The organism is Micromonospora sp. WMMA1947 (assembly GCF_027497355.1).
In the GTDB taxonomy this organism is placed as follows: Bacteria; Actinomycetota; Actinomycetes; order Mycobacteriales; family Micromonosporaceae; genus Micromonospora.
The window spans coordinates 3,904,463-3,920,335 of the sequence record NZ_CP114909.1 but is presented as its reverse complement, the minus strand read 5'-3'; the positions used below and the strand labels follow the sequence as shown (position 1 = coordinate 3,920,335).

The 15,873-nt window shown below is 73.3% G+C and carries 13 protein-coding genes and 1 pseudogene; 3 read left to right on the top strand and 11 right to left on the bottom strand.

Going from position 1 to position 15,873, the window contains the following annotated elements; all coding sequences use genetic code 11:
• Window positions 1-298 precede the first annotated feature (298 nt).
• From uvrC to rsgA, 4 genes are all read right to left on the bottom strand, one after another.
• Window positions 299-2,245, bottom strand: a complete 1,947-nt coding sequence (gene uvrC, locus O7604_RS18805; RefSeq protein ID WP_269705017.1) for an excinuclease ABC subunit UvrC — start codon at window positions 2,243-2,245, stop codon at window positions 299-301.
• Between the two features lie 83 nt (window positions 2,246-2,328).
• On the bottom strand, window positions 2,329-2,817 hold the full coding sequence (locus O7604_RS18800; protein WP_269705015.1) for a Rieske (2Fe-2S) protein: 489 nt from the start codon (window positions 2,815-2,817) through the stop codon (window positions 2,329-2,331).
• Between the two features lie 118 nt (window positions 2,818-2,935).
• The gene (gene uvrA, locus O7604_RS18795) at window positions 2,936-5,878 is read right to left on the bottom strand and encodes an excinuclease ABC subunit UvrA (RefSeq protein ID WP_269705013.1); all 2,943 of its coding nucleotides are present in this window, start codon (window positions 5,876-5,878) and stop codon (window positions 2,936-2,938) included.
• Window positions 5,879-6,086: 208 nt separating this feature from the next.
• The gene (gene rsgA / locus O7604_RS18790; protein WP_281577241.1) at window positions 6,087-7,166 is read right to left on the bottom strand and encodes a ribosome small subunit-dependent GTPase A; all 1,080 of its coding nucleotides are present in this window, start codon (window positions 7,164-7,166) and stop codon (window positions 6,087-6,089) included.
• 224 nt (window positions 7,167-7,390) lie between these two features.
• On the opposite strand from rsgA, the pseudogene O7604_RS18785 reads away from it, so the two are divergent.
• Together O7604_RS18785 and O7604_RS18780 are read left to right on the top strand one after the other, a co-directional pair.
• Window positions 7,391-8,106, top strand: a pseudogene (locus tag O7604_RS18785) (maleylpyruvate isomerase family mycothiol-dependent enzyme).
• Window positions 8,107-8,114: 8 nt separating this feature from the next.
• Window positions 8,115-8,768, top strand: a complete 654-nt coding sequence (locus tag O7604_RS18780; RefSeq protein WP_269705008.1) for an MBL fold metallo-hydrolase — start codon at window positions 8,115-8,117, stop codon at window positions 8,766-8,768.
• 45 nt (window positions 8,769-8,813) lie between these two features.
• Here O7604_RS18780 and O7604_RS18775 read toward each other — a convergent pair whose 3' ends face one another.
• Window positions 8,814-9,422: a VTT domain-containing protein gene (locus O7604_RS18775; protein ID WP_281577240.1), complete on the bottom strand. Its 609-nt coding sequence runs from the start codon at window positions 9,420-9,422 to the stop codon at window positions 8,814-8,816.
• 88 nt (window positions 9,423-9,510) lie between these two features.
• Window positions 9,511-10,185 carry a 50S ribosomal protein L11 methyltransferase gene (locus O7604_RS18770; RefSeq protein ID WP_269705006.1) on the bottom strand — a complete coding sequence of 225 codons (675 nt, stop codon included), beginning with the start codon at window positions 10,183-10,185 and terminating at the stop codon, window positions 9,511-9,513.
• A 181-nt stretch (window positions 10,186-10,366) separates the two neighbouring features.
• Here O7604_RS18770 and O7604_RS18765 point away from each other — a divergent pair, with 181 nt between their 5' ends.
• On the top strand, window positions 10,367-10,570 hold the full coding sequence (locus tag O7604_RS18765) for a cold-shock protein (protein ID WP_013287480.1): 204 nt from the start codon (window positions 10,367-10,369) through the stop codon (window positions 10,568-10,570).
• Window positions 10,571-10,619: 49 nt separating this feature from the next.
• Here the strand turns inward: O7604_RS18765 and O7604_RS18760 are convergent, their stop codons facing one another.
• The 5 genes from O7604_RS18760 to O7604_RS18740 form a co-directional block, all read right to left on the bottom strand.
• Window positions 10,620-11,894: an MFS transporter gene (locus tag O7604_RS18760; RefSeq protein WP_281577239.1), complete on the bottom strand. Its 1,275-nt coding sequence runs from the start codon at window positions 11,892-11,894 to the stop codon at window positions 10,620-10,622.
• Between the two features lie 52 nt (window positions 11,895-11,946).
• Window positions 11,947-12,519, bottom strand: coding sequence for a metalloregulator ArsR/SmtB family transcription factor (locus O7604_RS18755; RefSeq protein WP_281577238.1), 573 nt, complete (start codon window positions 12,517-12,519; stop codon window positions 11,947-11,949).
• Window positions 12,520-12,615: 96 nt separating this feature from the next.
• Complete coding sequence (locus O7604_RS18750) at window positions 12,616-13,524, bottom strand: hypothetical protein (protein ID WP_281577237.1); 909 nt, start codon at window positions 13,522-13,524, stop codon at window positions 12,616-12,618.
• Window positions 13,525-13,694: 170 nt separating this feature from the next.
• On the bottom strand, window positions 13,695-15,350 hold the full coding sequence (locus O7604_RS18745) for a CocE/NonD family hydrolase (RefSeq protein WP_269707056.1): 1,656 nt from the start codon (window positions 15,348-15,350) through the stop codon (window positions 13,695-13,697).
• Window positions 15,347-15,862: a MarR family transcriptional regulator gene (locus O7604_RS18740; RefSeq protein ID WP_269707055.1), complete on the bottom strand. Its 516-nt coding sequence runs from the start codon at window positions 15,860-15,862 to the stop codon at window positions 15,347-15,349. The genes O7604_RS18745 and O7604_RS18740 overlap by 4 nt, the downstream gene beginning before the upstream one ends.
• Window positions 15,863-15,873: the final 11 nt, after the last annotated feature.

The window sequence follows — 15,873 nt, the reverse complement described above, 5'->3', positions numbered from 1 at the left end:
TTGGGCACCAACTGCAAGATCAGGGGACGGGATGGCGGTTTCGCCCATCGGGAACAGGCGTGGCTGGAACGGCGTAGGTGTCAAAGGCGGGCGAAGACACCCATGGCGTTCCACCCGAGGCACCTGGCGACGGCGACTGGAGCGGCATGGGTGCCAAAAGCAGCCCGAGGCACCCATGGCGTTCCACCCACGGCACGCGACGGCGGTGGGGGGCCGGCGGACCGGACACCGGGCGTTTGTTGACGCACGCCGGACAGCGGCCGGGGCCCCACGACGGCAGGCGCGAGCAGGAGAAGGGTCAGGAACGGGGGGCGGCTTCGGTGGTGGTGGAGCCGTCCAGCGCGGCCAGGATCGCCTCGGCCGTACGCCTGCCCACCCCGGGCACCTCGGTGATCTCCTCCACCGTGGCGGACGCCAGCCGCTTCAACGAGCCGAAGTGCCGCAGCAGCGCCTTGCGGCGTACCTCACCGAGGCCGGGGACGTTGTCCAGCGCGGATTCGGTCATGCGCTTGGAACGCCGCTGCCGGTGGAACGTGATGGCGAAGCGGTGCGCCTCGTCGCGGACCCGCTGCAGCAGGTAGAGCGCCTCGGAGGTGCGCGGCAGGATCACCGGGAACTCGTCGTCGGGCAGCCAGACCTCCTCCAGCCGCTTGGCCAGCCCGCACAGCGCCACGTCGTCGATGCCCAGCTCGGCGAGCGCCTTCGCGGCGGCGGCGACCTGGGGCGGGCCGCCGTCGACCACCACGAGCTGCGGCGGGTACGCGAACTTGCGCGGTCGCCCCGTGGTCGGGTCGATGCCGGGGCGGTCGGGGTCGGAGGCGGTCTCCTCGCCCAGCTCGCCGGTTTCGGCGCGGGCGTCGAGGTAGCGGGCGAACCGCCGCCGCAGCACCTCGGACATGGCCGACAGGTCGTCGGTGGCGCCGCGCACGATGAACCGGCGGTACTCGCTCTTGCGGGGCAGCCCGTCCTCGAACACGACCATGCTGGCGACCACGTCGGTGCCCTGGATCTGGGACACGTCGAAGCACTCGATGCGCAGCGGCGAGGTGTTCATGCCGAGCGCCTCGGCGATCTCGTCGAGCGCCTGACTGCGGGTGGTCAGGTCACCGGCCCGCTTGAGCTTGTGCCGGGCCAGCGCGTCCTTGGCGTTGCGCTCGACGGTCTCCAGCAGCGACCGCTTGTCGCCGCGCTGCGGCACCCGCAGCGACACCCGGCTGCCCCGGCGGGCGGTGAGCCAGTCGGCGAGCGCCTCGGCGTCGCCCGGCAGCTCGGGGACGAGCAGTTCGCGGGGCACGTCGGCCTCGCCCTGCTCGCCGCCGTACACCTGGGTGCAGAAGTGGTGCACGAGGTCGCCGGTGGTCAGCTCCTCGGTCTTCTCCACCACCCAGCCGCGCTGACCGCGCACCCGGCCGCCGCGGACGTGGAACACCTGCACGGCGGCTTCGAGCGGGTCGTCGGCGAAGGCGACCACGTCGGCGTCGGTGCCGTCGCCGAGCACCACCGTCTGCTTCTCCATCGCCCGGCGCAGCGCCGCGACGTCGTCGCGCAGCCGGGCGGCCCGCTCGAACTCCAGCTGCTCGCTGGCGTCGAGCATCTCTTTCTCCAGCCGCCGGACCATGGTGTCGGTGCGGCCGGCCATGAAGTCGCAGAAGCCGTCGACGATCTCCCGGTGCTGGTCGGCGGTGACGCTGCCGACGCACGGCGCGGAGCACTTGCCGATGTAGCCCAGCAGGCAGGGCCGGCCGACCTGCCCGGCCCGCTTGAACACCCCGGACGAGCAGGTCCGCGCCGGGAAGACGCGCAGCAGCAGGTCGAGCGTCTCGCGGATCGCCCAGGCGTGGGAGTACGGCCCGAAGTAGCGCACGCCCTTGCGCTTCACCCCGCGCATCACCTGCAACCGGGGGTATTCCTCGTCGAGCGTGACCGCGAGGTAGGGGTAGGACTTGTCGTCGCGGTAGCGGACGTTGAACCGGGGGTCGTACTGCTTGATCCAGGTGTATTCCTGCTGGAGCGCCTCGACCTCGGTGGCGACGGTGATCCAGTCGACCGACTCGGCGGTGAACACCATCTGCCGGGTGCGCTGGTGCAGGCCGACCGGGTCGGCGAAGTAGGAGTTGAGCCGGCTGCGCAGGTTGCGCGCCTTGCCGACGTAGATCACCCGGCCGGTGCCGTCGCGGAAGCGGTAGACCCCTGGCGACTCCGGGATGGTGCCGGGCGCGGGACGGTAGGTCGAGGGGTCAGCCACGGTGTCAAGCCTAGTCCGCACCCCTGACACGCGACCGTCGCCGCGCCCCCGCCGACGACGTGCCGGCGGGGGCGCGGAACGGGTCAGGCCAGCTTGATCTGGTCGCCGTCGACCTTGATCTCCTTCGCCGCGAGCGGCTTGGTGGCCGGGCCACCCTTCACCGAGCCGTCGACGATCGAGAACCGGCTGTTGTGGCAGGTGCAGTTGATCGTGCCGCCGTCGACGTTCGACACCGGGCAGCGCTGGTGCGTGCAGATCGGGTCGAACGCCTTGAACTGGCCGGCCTCGGGCTGGGTGATCACCACGCCCTGGCTGGCGAAGACGGCACCGCCGCCGACCGGGATGTCCGAGGTGCGCGCCAGCGCGCTGCTGCCGTCCCGGTCGCCGCCGCCGGCGTCGCCGGTCGCGGTGGCGCCGGGCGGGCCGCCGCTGGTCGGGGCCGCCCCCGGGGACGCGTCGTCGTCGCTGCCGCAGCCCGCGAGCACCACGGCCGCGCCGAGCGCTCCGGCCCCGGCGAGCAGGGTACGGCGGCTCTGGGTGACCGGTCGGGTCAACGCCTGATCATCACTCATATCCGGCCTTTCTCTTGGCTTACTGCGGAAACACGCACCAGCGTGGGGCACGGTTCATACTGGCGCGTCACAGACCGGGCACCGACGGCCCGGCCTGCGAAAACGCGTACCGGATGGGTCAGCGCGCCCCGGCGGGAACCTTGCGGGTCCGCGACTTGGCGCTGCCGTTGGCCTTTGCCGCCCGGGTGGTGGCCGCCTTGGCGCCCTTGGCCTCGCCGTCGAGCTTGAGGATCGGCCGCAGGAACTGCCCGGTGTGGCTCTCCGGCACCTCGGCGACCTCCTCCGGCGTGCCCGTGGCGAGCACGGTGCCGCCCCGGTGGCCGCCCTCGGGGCCCATGTCGATGAGCCAGTCGGCGGTCTTGATCACGTCGAGGTTGTGCTCGATGGTGATGACCGTGTTGCCCTTGTCGACCAGGCCCTCCAGCACCATCAGCAGCTTGCGGATGTCCTCGAAGTGCAGGCCGGTGGTGGGCTCGTCGAGCACGTAGACGGTGCGGCCGGTGGAGCGCTTCTGCAGTTCGGAGGCGAGCTTGACGCGCTGCGCCTCGCCGCCGGACAGCGTCGGCGCGGGCTGGCCGAGGCGGACGTAGCCGAGACCGACGTCGACGAGCGTCCGGAGGTGCCGGTGGATGGCCGGGATGGCGGAGAAGAACTCGGCCGCCTCCTCGATCGGCATGTCCAGCACCTCGGCGACCGTCTTGCCCTTGTAGTGCACCTCGAGCGTCTCGCGGTTGTAGCGCGCGCCCTTGCACACCTCGCAGGGGACGTAGACGTCCGGCAGGAAGTTCATCTCGATCTTGATGGTGCCGTCACCGGAGCACGCCTCGCAGCGGCCGCCCTTGACGTTGAACGAGAACCGGCCCGGACCGTACCCCCGGACCTTGGCCTCGGTGGTCTCGGCGAACAGCTTGCGGATGTGGTCCCAGACGCCGGTGTACGTGGCGGGGTTGGAGCGCGGCGTCCGCCCGATCGGCGACTGGTCCACGCCGACGACCTTGTCCACGTTCTCCAGGCCGGTGATGCGGGTGTGCCGGCCGGGCACCAGCCGGGCGCCGTTGATCTGGTTGGCCAGCACGGCGTAGAGGATGTCGTTCACCAGCGTCGACTTGCCCGAGCCGCTGACACCGGTGACGGCGATGAGCTGGCCGAGCGGGAAGCTCACGGTGAGGTTGCGCAGGTTGTGCTCGCGCGCGCCCTGCACCACCAGCTCCCGGCCAGGGGTCTGCGGCCGGCGGGTGGCGGGCGTCGGGATGGACCTGCGCCCGGCCAGGTACGCCCCGGTGACCGACTCGGTGTTGTCGAGCAGCGCCGGTACCGAGCCGCTGTGCACGATCTTGCCGCCGTGCTCGCCCGCGCCCGGGCCGATGTCGACGATCCAGTCCGCCACCCGGATGGTGTCCTCGTCGTGCTCGACCACGATCAGCGTGTTGCCCAGCCCGCGCAGCCGCAGCAGCGTCTCGATGAGCCGGTGGTTGTCACGCTGGTGCAGGCCGATCGACGGCTCGTCGAGCACGTAGAGCACGCCGACCAGACCGGAGCCGATCTGGGTGGCGAGCCGGATGCGCTGGGCCTCGCCGCCGGAGAGCGTGCCGGCCGGGCGGTCCAGCGAGAGGTAGTCCAGGCCGACGTCGAGCAGGAACTTCAGCCGGGCGTTGATCTCCTTGAGGACCCGCTCGGCGATCATCTTCTGCCGGTCGGTCAGTTCGATGCCGGCGAGCAGGTCGGCCGCCTCGCCGACGGAGAGGTTGCAGACCTCGGCGATGCTCTTGCCGGCCAGGGTGACCGCGAGCACCTCCGGCTTGAGCCGGGTGCCGCCACAGGCCGCGCAGGGCACGTCCCGCATGTAGCCCTCGTACTTGTCCCGGGACCACTCCGACTCGGTGTCGGTGTGCCGGCGCTCGATCCACTGCACCACGCCCTCGAAGCCGGTGTAGTAGGAGCGCTCGCGGCCGTACTTGTTGCGGTAGCGCACGTGCACCTGGTCGTCGGAGCCGTGCAGGATCGTCTTCTGCGCCCGCGACGGCAGCGCCCGCCACGGCGTGTCGATGTCGAAGTGCTCGGCCTCGCCGAGCGCCTCCAGCAGCCGCAGGAAGTATTCGAGGTTGTGCCCGGTGGCCCAGGGCTGGATCGCGCCCTCGCGCAGCGTGCGCTCCGGGTCGGGGATGACCAGTTCCGGGTCCACCTCCTTCTTGGTGCCGAGGCCGGTGCACTCCGGGCAGGCGCCGTAGGGGGCGTTGAAGGAGAAGACCCGGGGTTCGAGGTCCTCGATGGCGAGGGGGTGGTCGTTCGGGCAGGCCAGGTGCTCGGAGTAGCGGCGCTCCCGGGCCGGGTCGTCCTCCGGCAGGTCGACGAAGTCGAGCAGCACCAGACCGCCGGACAGCCCGAGCGCGGCCTCGACCGAGTCGGTCAGCCGCTGCTTGGCACTCGGCTTGACGCTGAGCCGGTCGATCACCACCTCGATGGTGTGCTTCTCCTGCTTCTTGAGCTTCGGCGGCTCGGTCAGCGGGTGCACCACGCCGTCGACCCGGGCCCGGGCGTAGCCCTTGGCCTGGAGTTCGGCGAACAGGTCGACGTACTCGCCCTTGCGGCCGCGCACCACCGGCGCGAGCACCATGAACCGGGTGCCCTCGGCCATGGCCAGGACACGGTCGACGATCTGCTGCGGGCTCTGCTTGGAGATCCGCTCGCCGCAGATCGGGCAGTGCGGCTCGCCGATGCGGGCGAACAGCAGGCGGAGGTAGTCGTAGACCTCGGTGATGGTGCCGACCGTGGAGCGCGGGTTGCGCGAGGTGGACTTCTGGTCGATGGAGACGGCGGGACTGAGGCCCTCGATGAAGTCGACGTCGGGCTTGTCCATCTGACCGAGGAACTGCCGGGCGTACGACGACAGCGACTCGACGTAGCGGCGCTGCCCCTCGGCGAAGATGGTGTCGAACGCCAGGCTCGACTTGCCCGAACCGGAGAGCCCGGTGAAGACGATCAGGGCGTCCCGGGGCAGGTCGAGACTGACGTCACGCAGGTTGTGCTCGCGCGCGCCACGGATGATCAGTCGGTCGGCCACGGTGCGTGTGCTCCCGGAAGAAAGATATGAGGCGGATCTGTGCACCAGACGCCGGGTCTGGGTGGTTTTCACAGGTTGTCGGGGCGCAGAAAAGACGCCTCGGCAACTCTAGCCCCGACGTATGACAACTTCCGTCGCGCGAACATTCCCCCAGCTCAGGCCGGTCGGGCGCGAACCACGCAGGTCGGCCCGACCGGCCCGGGCCGGTTCAGAATCCCCCGGGAGCGGGCGGGGTCGCCGGACGTCCGGTCCGTCGCCTCCCGCCCCGCCGGCCACCCCGCCGTTCGGCCGCCAGCCGGGCCGCGCGGCGACCGCTCTCGTACTCGATCTCCCGCTGGAGCCGCCGCCAGCTCTCCCAGCGGCGCACCGGCAGCTCGCCGTCGTCCAGCGCGGCCCGCACCGCGCAGCCCGGCTCGGCGTCGTGGGCGCAGTCGCCGTACCGGCAGCCGGCGGCCAGCTCGGTGATGTCGGCGAACGCCCGGTCCAGTCCGGCCGCGCCGTCGAGCAGGCCGACCGCCCGTACGCCGGGGGTGTCCAGCACCGCTCCCCCACCCGGCAGCGGCACCAGCGACCGCCAGGTGGTGGTGTGCCGGCCCTTGCCGTCGACCCGGCGGATCGCCTGGGTACGCATCACCTCGGCCCCGGCGAGCGCGTTGACCAGGCTCGACTTGCCGGCCCCGGAGGGGCCGAGCAGGCCGAGCGTGCGCCCCGGGGCGACGTGGCGGCGCAGCGGCGCCAGGCCGGTGCCCCGCTCGGCGCTGACCGGCAGCACCGGCACCCCCGGCGCGAGGTCGGTCAGCTGCCGGGCCACCGCTTCCGGGTCGGCGGCGAGGTCGGCCTTGGTGAGCACGACGAGCGGCTCCGCCCCGGATTCGTGCACCAGGGACAGCAGCCGCTCGATCCGCGCGGCGTCCGGTTCCGGGTGCACCGGCTCGACCACCGCGGCGGCGTCGAGGTTGGCGGCCAGCACCTGGCCGCTGGCGTCCTTGCCGGCGGTACGCCGCACCAGGGCGGTCCGCCGCGGCAGCACCGCCTCCACCGTGACCGGGCCGTCCGGCCAGGTGGACAGCAGCACCCAGTCACCCGCGCAGGGCAACGCGGTCAGGTCACGGGCGGCGGCGGAAAGCACGCCGCCGCCGAGGCTGGCCCGCACCGGCCCCTGCGGGCACAGCACGGTGCAGACGCCCCGGTCCACCCGGGCGACGCGCCCGTGACGGTGGCCGGCGCGCCGGTCGAGGTGGGCCGCCCAGCCGGCGTCCCAGCCGAGGGCGGTCAGATCGAGAGTCATGGTGTCCTCATCGGTGTCGAGGGGAGGTACGGCGGAACACACGCGCTGCGACCGGCATGCACACCACCTCCCCTCCGACTCCCGGTGCCGCGTTCGCGACGAGGTGGACCGCGCGGCCCGACCTCGTCGGCCCCGACGGTAGGTGGCGCGCCGACGCGCCGAAAGCGATTTCCCCGCGGGCACGGCAAGGTCCGGCCCGCTAGGGTCGGACGCGTGAGTACGAGATGACCGCCGACCCCCTGCTGCTGACCGGCGCGCTGGCCGAGGCGAACGACCGGCTGGTGCGTACCGTGTCCGGCCTGACCGCGGCGGACGTCGCGGCGCCCTCCCTGCTGCCGGGCTGGTCCCGCGCGCATGTGCTCACCCACCTGGCCCGCAACGCCGACGGGTTCGTCAACCTCCTCACCTCGGCGCGCACCGGCGAGGAGATCCCGATGTACGCCTCGGCGCAGGCCCGCGCCGACGACATCGAGGCCGGCGCCGACCGCGGTCCCGCCGACCTGCTGGACGACGTACGCCGCAGCGGCCAGCGCTTCGACGCGGCGGTCGCGGCGATGCCGGTGGACGCCTGGGGCGCCACGGTGCAGACCCGGCGCGGCCCGTGGCCGGCGGCGATGCTGGTCTGGGGCCGGCTGCGCGAGGTCGAGGTGCACCACGTCGACCTGGCGGCCGGTTACCGGCCCGCGGACTGGCCGGAGGCGTTCGCCCAGCGGCTGCTGCACGAGGTGGTGACCGGGCTGGCCGGCAACCCGGCCGCCCCGGCCATGGTGCTGCGTTTCGACGGCGCGGCGTCCGAACTCGTCGTGGGTGACCCCGAGGGGGCGCCCACGGTCACCGGCCCCGCGCCGGAACTCGCCGCCTGGCTGACCGGCCGGGGCGCGGGCGAACTGCTCACCGTCGACCCGACGGCCCCCTGCCGAACCCACCGGAATGGATCTGAACATCGTCATGACCTACACCGGACACGTCACGCCCGGCGGTCCGCCGGCCGTGCGCGAGCTCGACCGGCTCACCGTCACCAAGCTGTCGGTCGGCCCGATGGACAACAACGCCTATCTGCTGCGCTGCCACGCCACCGGCGAGCAGGTGCTGATCGACGCCGCGAACGAGGCGCCGCGCCTGCTGGAGCTGGTCGGCGACGGCGGGCTGGCCGCCGTGGTGACCACGCACCAGCACATGGACCACTGGGTCGCGCTGGAGGAGGTGGTGGCCAAGACCGGGGCGCGCGCGCTGGTGCACGCCGACGACGCCGCGGGGCTGCCCATCTCCGCCGAGCGGCTCGCCGACGGCGACACGGTGCCGGTCGGCGACTGCGCGCTGGAGGTCATCCACCTGCGCGGGCACACGCCGGGCTCGATCGCGCTGCTCTACCGCGACCCGGCCGGTACCCCGCACCTGTTCACCGGCGACTCGCTCTTCCCGGGTGGAGTCGGCAACACCGACCAGGACCCGGAGCGCTTCGGCCGGCTCATCGACGACGTCGAGGCCAAGCTCTTCGACCAGTTGCCGGACGACACCTGGTTCTACCCGGGCCACGGCAAGGACAGCACCATCGGCGCCGAGCGGCCCGCACTGCCGCAGTGGCGCGCCCGCGGCTGGTGAGCACGCCCGGTCCGGCCTCCCCCGTGACGGCCGGGCCGGGCGCGGTCAGCCGGTGACCGCCCGCAGCCGGCGCCGGGTGGCGAGCAGCACCGGTCCGGCCAGCAGCAGCCCGACCGCCATGGTCAGCACCGTCGGATCGAGCGCCCCGGGCAGCAGGCCGGTCAGCGCCCGCGCGGCGAGCCCCAGCGCCACGTAGAGCGCGGCCCACGCGGTGGCCCCGGCCGCCGCGCAGGCCAGGAACCGCCGGTACGACATCCGCAGCCCGCCCGCCGCGAGCGGCAGCAACGCGTTGAACACCGGCAGGAACGGCGCCACCAGCACGATCCGCCCGCCGCCGCGGTGCAGCAGCGTCTCGGCGGCGACCCAGCGGGACTCGCCGATCCAGCCGCCCACCCGGCTGTCGCGCAGCTGCCCGCCCCAGCGCCGGCCGGCGAAGAAGCTCAGTGACCAGCCGGCCAGGCAGCCGGCGACCACCGCCGCGACGGTGAGCGCGCCTCCGGCCGGGCGACCCGCGCCGACCGCGGCCAGGACCGCGGCGTCGCCGGGCACCAGCACCCCGATCAGGGGTACGGCGTCGGCGAGCATCACCACGCCCAGCAGCCCCATCAGCAGGGTGGTGGGCAGCTCACCGGCGGCGGCCATGAGTTCGTTCATGAGCTGCACGCTATGCCGCGCCGGCACCCCGGCACATCGGGCATGATCCCCCAGTGGTCCCCGACACCCGCCCGGGAGACCCCTAGGGTCAGCGGGGCCGGAGCACCTGCACCCGGCGCACCGGCGAGTCGACGGAGGGTTCCGTGGTCGGCACCGGATAGCTCGCCACCAGTTCCAGCCCGTCCGGTGGCAGGTGGCCCCGGTCCGGGTCACCGACCAGCACCTCGACGCCGTGGTCGGCGCAGCGCCGCAGGTAGGGCAGGACCCGGGCGGCCAGGCCCGCGTCGTAGAGCGCGTCCCCGGCCACCAGCAGGTCGGCGCCCGCCACCCCGTCGAGCAGGTCGGCGCCGTCGGCGGCCACCCGGACCCGGTTGGCCCGGGCGTTCAGGGTGACCGCCGCCACCGCGTACGGGTCGATGTCGTTGGCGACCACCTGGTCGGCCCCGGCGAGCGCGGCGGCGATGGCCACCAGCCCCGATCCGGCGCCCAGGTCGAGCACCCGCCGCCCGGCGGCCAGCTCGGGATGGTCCAGCAGGTGCCGGGCGAGCGCCTGCCCACCGGCCCAGACCGACGCCCAGTACGGCGGCGGCAGCGACCGCCCGGCGGCGGCCTCCATCCGGGCCCACCACAGGATGGCGTCCTCGGCCAGGTGCAGGCGCACCTCCGGCACGAACGGCGTACCGACCAGGCGCAGGCGGTCCGGGCCCGCGCCGGGCGCCGCGATCTCCTGCTCCAGGTCGGCCAGAGCCGTCTGCCTGCTCATCGGGGCAAGCATGCCGTGCGCCGCGCGACGGCGGGGTCTTTTTCCCGTCGCGCACGTATTCACGGGCGCGCCGCGCGCTTCCGGCAGCGAATTCCGGCGCGGACGGTTACTGTCGGGGTGGTACAGGGCGATCACCGGCCGCGGAGCCGGTGTTCGCCCGCATTGGAACAGGGAGAGACGCATGGCAACCGGCACGGTCAAGTGGTTCAACTCGGAAAAGGGCTTCGGCTTCATCGAGCAGGACGGCGGAGGCCCGGACGTGTTCGTCCACTACTCGGCCATCCAGAGCAGTGGCTACCGCGAGCTGAACGAGGGCCAGAAGGTCGAGTTCGAGGTGACCCAGGGGCAGAAGGGCCCGCAGGCGGACAACGTTCGTCCGATGTAACGCGTGCCGGTGGCGGCGGTCGGAGTCCGACCGCCGCCGCAGTGCATCATCAGGACGGCGCGGCCGGCAGGTCGCGCCGTTTCCGTAGTGGCCCGGCCAGCAGGATCAGCGGGGTCAGCGCCAGCCAGGCGGTCATCACCCGGATCGCGCCACCCGGCCCCCACGCCGCGCCCAGCGCGCCGGCGAGCAGCGCGGCGAGCGGGATCGTGCCGTAGTTGAGCAGGTGCATGCTCACCGTGACGCGGCCGAGCAGCCGATGTGGTGTGTACGTCTGCCGGAAGCTGCCCTTCACCACGTTGCCGATCGCGACGCCGAGGCTCACCAGCACGCCGCCGAGCACCAGCCAGGCGGTCCGCGCGTCGGGCCCGGCCAGCGGGATGAGCAGCGCGGGCGGGCCGGTCAGGGCGCCGGCGACGAGCAGCGTACGGGCACTGCCGAGCCGACGGGCCAGGCGCGCGGCGAGCGCGGCCCCGATCACACCGCCGAGGCTGGCGAGTCCGATCAGGAGGCCGACCAGCCCGGCGGGCAGCTCGGCCGAGCGGACCAGGAACACCACGAGCACCGCCTGGTAGCCGATGAGCCCGATGTTGCTCGCCGCCCCGAAGACCGTCAGCACCCGCAGGTACGGGTCGCGGACGACGAACCGCAATCCGGCGGCGACCTCGCGGCGCAGCGACGTCGTCCCGTCCGGACGGTGCGGGCGGGCCTCGACCGCGCTGATCCGGCGCAGGCAGAGCGCGGACAGCAGGAAGGTGAGCGCGTCCAGCGCCACCGCGGTCACCGCGCCGACGAGCTGGGCGACGAGACCGGCCAGTCCGGGCCCGACGAGGTAGCTCGCGGTCTGGGTGGCGTGCAGCCGGGCGTTGGCCTCGGGCACCTGCTCCGGACGCAGCAGCGTGGGCAGGTAGACCTGGTCGGCGGTTTCGAAGAAGACCCGGGCCAGGCCGGCGCCGAGCGCCACCATCAGCAGATGCCCGACGGTGAGCAGCCCGGCCAGGGCGGCCAGCGGCACGCTGGCGAACAGCGCCGCGGCGGCGAGGTCGGCGGCGATCATCACCGGGCGGCGACGGACCCGGTCGACCCACGCCCCGACCGGCAGGCCGGCGAGCAGCCAGGGCAGCCACGCCGCGGCGGTGAGCACCGCCACCTGGAACGTGGTGGCGTCGAGCACCGCGACCGCGACCAGGGGCAGCGCCACAGCGGTCATGTTGCTGCCCACTGCGCTCACCGTGTGGCCGGTCCAGAGCAGCCGGAAGTCGCGGTGCCGGAACAGCCCGCCGCGCGGCGGGGCGACCGGCCCGGCCGTAGACGCGGGGGCGGTCACGACGGGCGCCCCGGTAAGGCGCGCGCTGCCGTCGCCGCAACGGTGTGGGCGGTCACGGCCGGCCCGGGACGCCGTGGGCGAACACGAAGACCGGCTCGCGGCGCTGCCCGTCGTCGGGGATCGGCCGGTCGGCCCACCGGGCGAACAGCGCGATCACCTCGCGGCTGAGTTCGGCCAGCTCGTCGGGGGTCAGGCGCAGCCACTTGTCGGTGCTGAACGGCCCCTCGCCCCACGCGGCGTGCGCGTCGTCGGGTGCCGAGTGCCAGGCGCGGACCAGTTCGGCGTGCCGTTCCAGGTTGAGCGAGCTGGCAGCGTCGGCCACGACCCGGGCCGCCGGGTCGTCGTCGAAGTCGCTGTTGGACCAGCGCACCCCGCGGTCGCGCAGCCGCCACCAGCGTTCCCGGCGGTCGCGTGCCAGCTCGGGCGCCTCCACCAGCAGGTCGGCGGCGGCCAGCACCTTGAGATGGTGGCTCACGTTCGCCGGGGCCTGGTCGGTGCGTTCGGCGAGCATGCCGACGGTGCACGGGCCGTACACCTTGAGCACGTCCATGAGCCGGCGGCGCAGGGGGTGGGCGAGCGCGGCGAGCACCCGCGAGTCGGTGACCTGCCGGACGGTGGGTTCCATGCGGCGAGTCTGGCATTCGCAAGAGATGTTGCGCAACAGCTGTTGCGGAATGGGCCGGACCACGGCGCCGCGACCCGTGGTCGCGGCGCCGTGCGGTCAGGCGGTCAGCCGCCGGGACAGTTCGTCGGCCACGTCCCTGGCGATCTGTGGCGGAATGGCCTCGGCGATCTTCTCCGGCGGCAGCCCGGCCAGCACCCCGGAGACGATCTGCTCCTCGTCGGTGAAGTCCTTGCCGGACAGCTCGTTCACCTGCGCCACCAGCGCCGGCCAGGCGCGCAGCATCGCCAGCATCTGCTGCAACGGCGAGTTCGCCATCGGCGGGTTCACGAGTCCCGTGGTGTTGACCGGCGAGATCAGCCAGTTGCGCAGGTTCTGCAGGTCGGCCAGGGCATCGCCCACTGTGCGGTTCTTCGAGCCGGTGTCCCGGATGAGCTTGTCGGTCTGTTCCATGTCGTCCTCCGGTTTCGCGATGGCGATCATCCCGATCGCGGTCAGGTAGCGGCGGAACAGCGGGGTCTGGTCCCGGCCCGCCTTCGTGGAGTCGCGGAAGAAGCTGATGTGGGTGTGGAACAGGTGGCTGCTGTCCCCGCCGGTACGCCGCCCCAGCCGGTCCCAGCGGCGTACGGTCCGCCCGTCCGGGGAGTAGATGATCTCCCTGATGTCCCGGGTGTCGGCCGCGTTCGCCACGCACTGCGCCACCATCCAGGTGGAGAACGTCCGCAGGTTGTGCGTGCCGCCGCCGGAGCGGACGGAGAACGTGCCGACGTCCAGCGCCGACGCGTACAGCGTGAGCCCGGACCGGTCCCGGTTGGACTCCACCACGGAGTAGTCGTTCTTGACGACCCGGTCGGAGCCGCAGTGGTAGCCGCCGCGGTGGTTGACGTCGCCGACGATGCCGACCTCCGCCGGCTCCAGGTCGTCGGCGCGTACGGCCTTCTTGTCGACGTTGAGGTAGGTGAGTAACAGGTTGCGGACGGCCAGCAGGTTCGCCGGGGCCGACGTCATGGCAGGTCCCCTTCCGATCGATGACCGGCGAGGGCACGACAATCACACCGCGTGATGACGTGCGATCCGCGGACGCGCCCCGCCGGATAACTGCACGGCACCGGGCACTTGCTCCGAGCTTAACCACGGTTAGGCAGAAGTGCCCAGCTCAGGGACGGTTTTTTGAACTATCAGCCCGCTGTGGACGGTGCCGGCACGAGCGGCAGCACCAGTGCCGAGGGATGCTCGCGATCGTGGAGGATCTCCCGCCAGCCAGCACGGAGGGTCACAGCCGTGCCGAGTGGCTCGCCGGTGCCGGGGTTGCGCGCGTAACGCGGGTGGGCGCCACCGGAGACCTGCACCCGCAGGCGGTGGCCCGGCGCGAAGCGGTACGCCGTCGGCCAGAGCGTCACCGGCACGGTGACCACTCCGGACGGATCGCGCGGGAACCGCCCGGGCTCGACGCGGACCAGGCCGTCGCAGACGTTCCAGGAGCGCCCGCGCCGGTCCACGTCGCACAGACGCACGAACACGTCCAGGTACGACAGTTCGCTGCGCAGGTGGATCTCGGCGCGTACCGGCCCGGCCACCTCGACCGGCTCCCGCAACCGCTCGCTGGTGTACGTCAGCACGTCCGGGCGGGCCTCGACCGGCCGGTTGTCCACCGCGCCGGCCCGCTGAGCCACCAGCAGCGGGCCACCGAGCGACGGGGTGGGGTCGGCCGGGTCGTACCAGATCCGGTCCGGCGCGCCGTGCTCCTGCGGTTGCGCGGCCAGTCCGCCGCCGGATCGCAGGTGCCACCGGGTGGGCGTGGCCGGTGGCGGCCAGTCCGGCAGGTCGCGCCAGCCGCCGCCGGCGCCGCCGACGTGCACCCGCACCGGCGCGCGTTCCGGGCCGGGCCGTCCGGCCAGGTGGGTGTCGAGCCAGTCCAGCCCTTCCCGCAGCGAGGCCAGGAGCAGCCCGGGGCTGCCGTGCGTCCACGGCCCGACGACCAGGCGGGTATGCGCCCCGGCGGCCCGCAGGCGGGCATGGTCGTCGAGCTGGGCCGGCAGGAAGATGTCCTGCCAGCCGCTGACCATGGCCACCGGCGCGCGGACCTCGGTGATCCGGTCACCGAAGACCCGGGTACGCCAGTAGTCGGCGTCGGGGGTGTGGTGCCGCAGCCACTCCTGGAAGAACGGCACGGTGACGCCGGTGGCGACCCGGTCGGCCTCGGCCAGCGGCAGGTGCGCCAGCGCCCGGGCGAGCCGGGGCTGGCCGCGCTTGAGTTCCCACTGCCGGGCCAGCCAGGGCACCGTCTGCGCCTCGAGCAGCTCGGCCCAGGTGAGCACCGTGTCCAGCGCGAACGACTCCCCCGCGTACGTGGAGTCCCGGGTGGCCGACGCGGTCACCACGGCGACCATCGCGCGCAGCTCGTCGCCCGCCTCGGCGGCGAGCGCCCACTGCACGAAGCCCTGGTAGCTGGCGCCGAACATGCCGAAGGCGCCGGTCCACCACCGCTGGCGGCGCAGCCAGTCCAGCGTGTCCAGGCCGTCGTCGCGCTCGTGCACCAGCGGCGCGAACTCGCCGCCCGAGCCGAACGTGCCGCGGCACGACTGGATCACCACGTGGAAGCCCCGCTCGGCGATCAGGCGGCCGAGCAGCCGGATCGGCCCGCCCCGCCCGTACGGGGTGCGGATCAGCACGCACGGCGCGGCGGCCGGGCCGGGCGCGTAGTGGTCGGTGCGCAGCGTCACGCCGTCGCGTACCCGGACCGGGATGTCCCGGGTGACCGCGACCCGCCCGGTCCGGGCGGCGGGCAGTCGCAGCACCGCGGCGGCGGCCCGGGTGACCAGCCGCACGATCAGGCGTCTCCGGAGGCGGCGCCACGGCGGGGCGCGGCGCGGATCTCGTCCCGGTGGGTGCGCATGGAGTGCACCATCTCGGCCATGAACCGGTGCACCACGGCCAGCTCGTCGTCGCTGAAGCGGTCCATCACCTCGTCGGTACGGCGGCCCAGCGGCCCGAAGAAGCTCTGCGCCAGCGTCGCGCCGCGGTCGGCGTAGTGCAGGAGGATCTTGCGACGGTCGGCGGTGTCCCGGTCGCGCCGGATGTGCCCGCCGCGCTCCAGCCGGTCGACCAGCGCCGTCACCGAGCCGGAGGAGAGGTTGAGCGCCTCACCGAGCCGGCCGGGGGTGATCGGGTCGCCCACCAGCTCGGCCTCCATGACCGCGATCAGCGCGTACAGGTCGGTGGCGTTCAGGCCGTGCAGCCCGGCGAACGCGTGCCCGATGTGCTGGGCGTCGACCGAGTAACGGCGCAGGTCGTTTGTGATGTCGGCGACCATGCGCCCGCGCGGGTCGTCGCGTCGCCGATACATCCTGTGCGCCG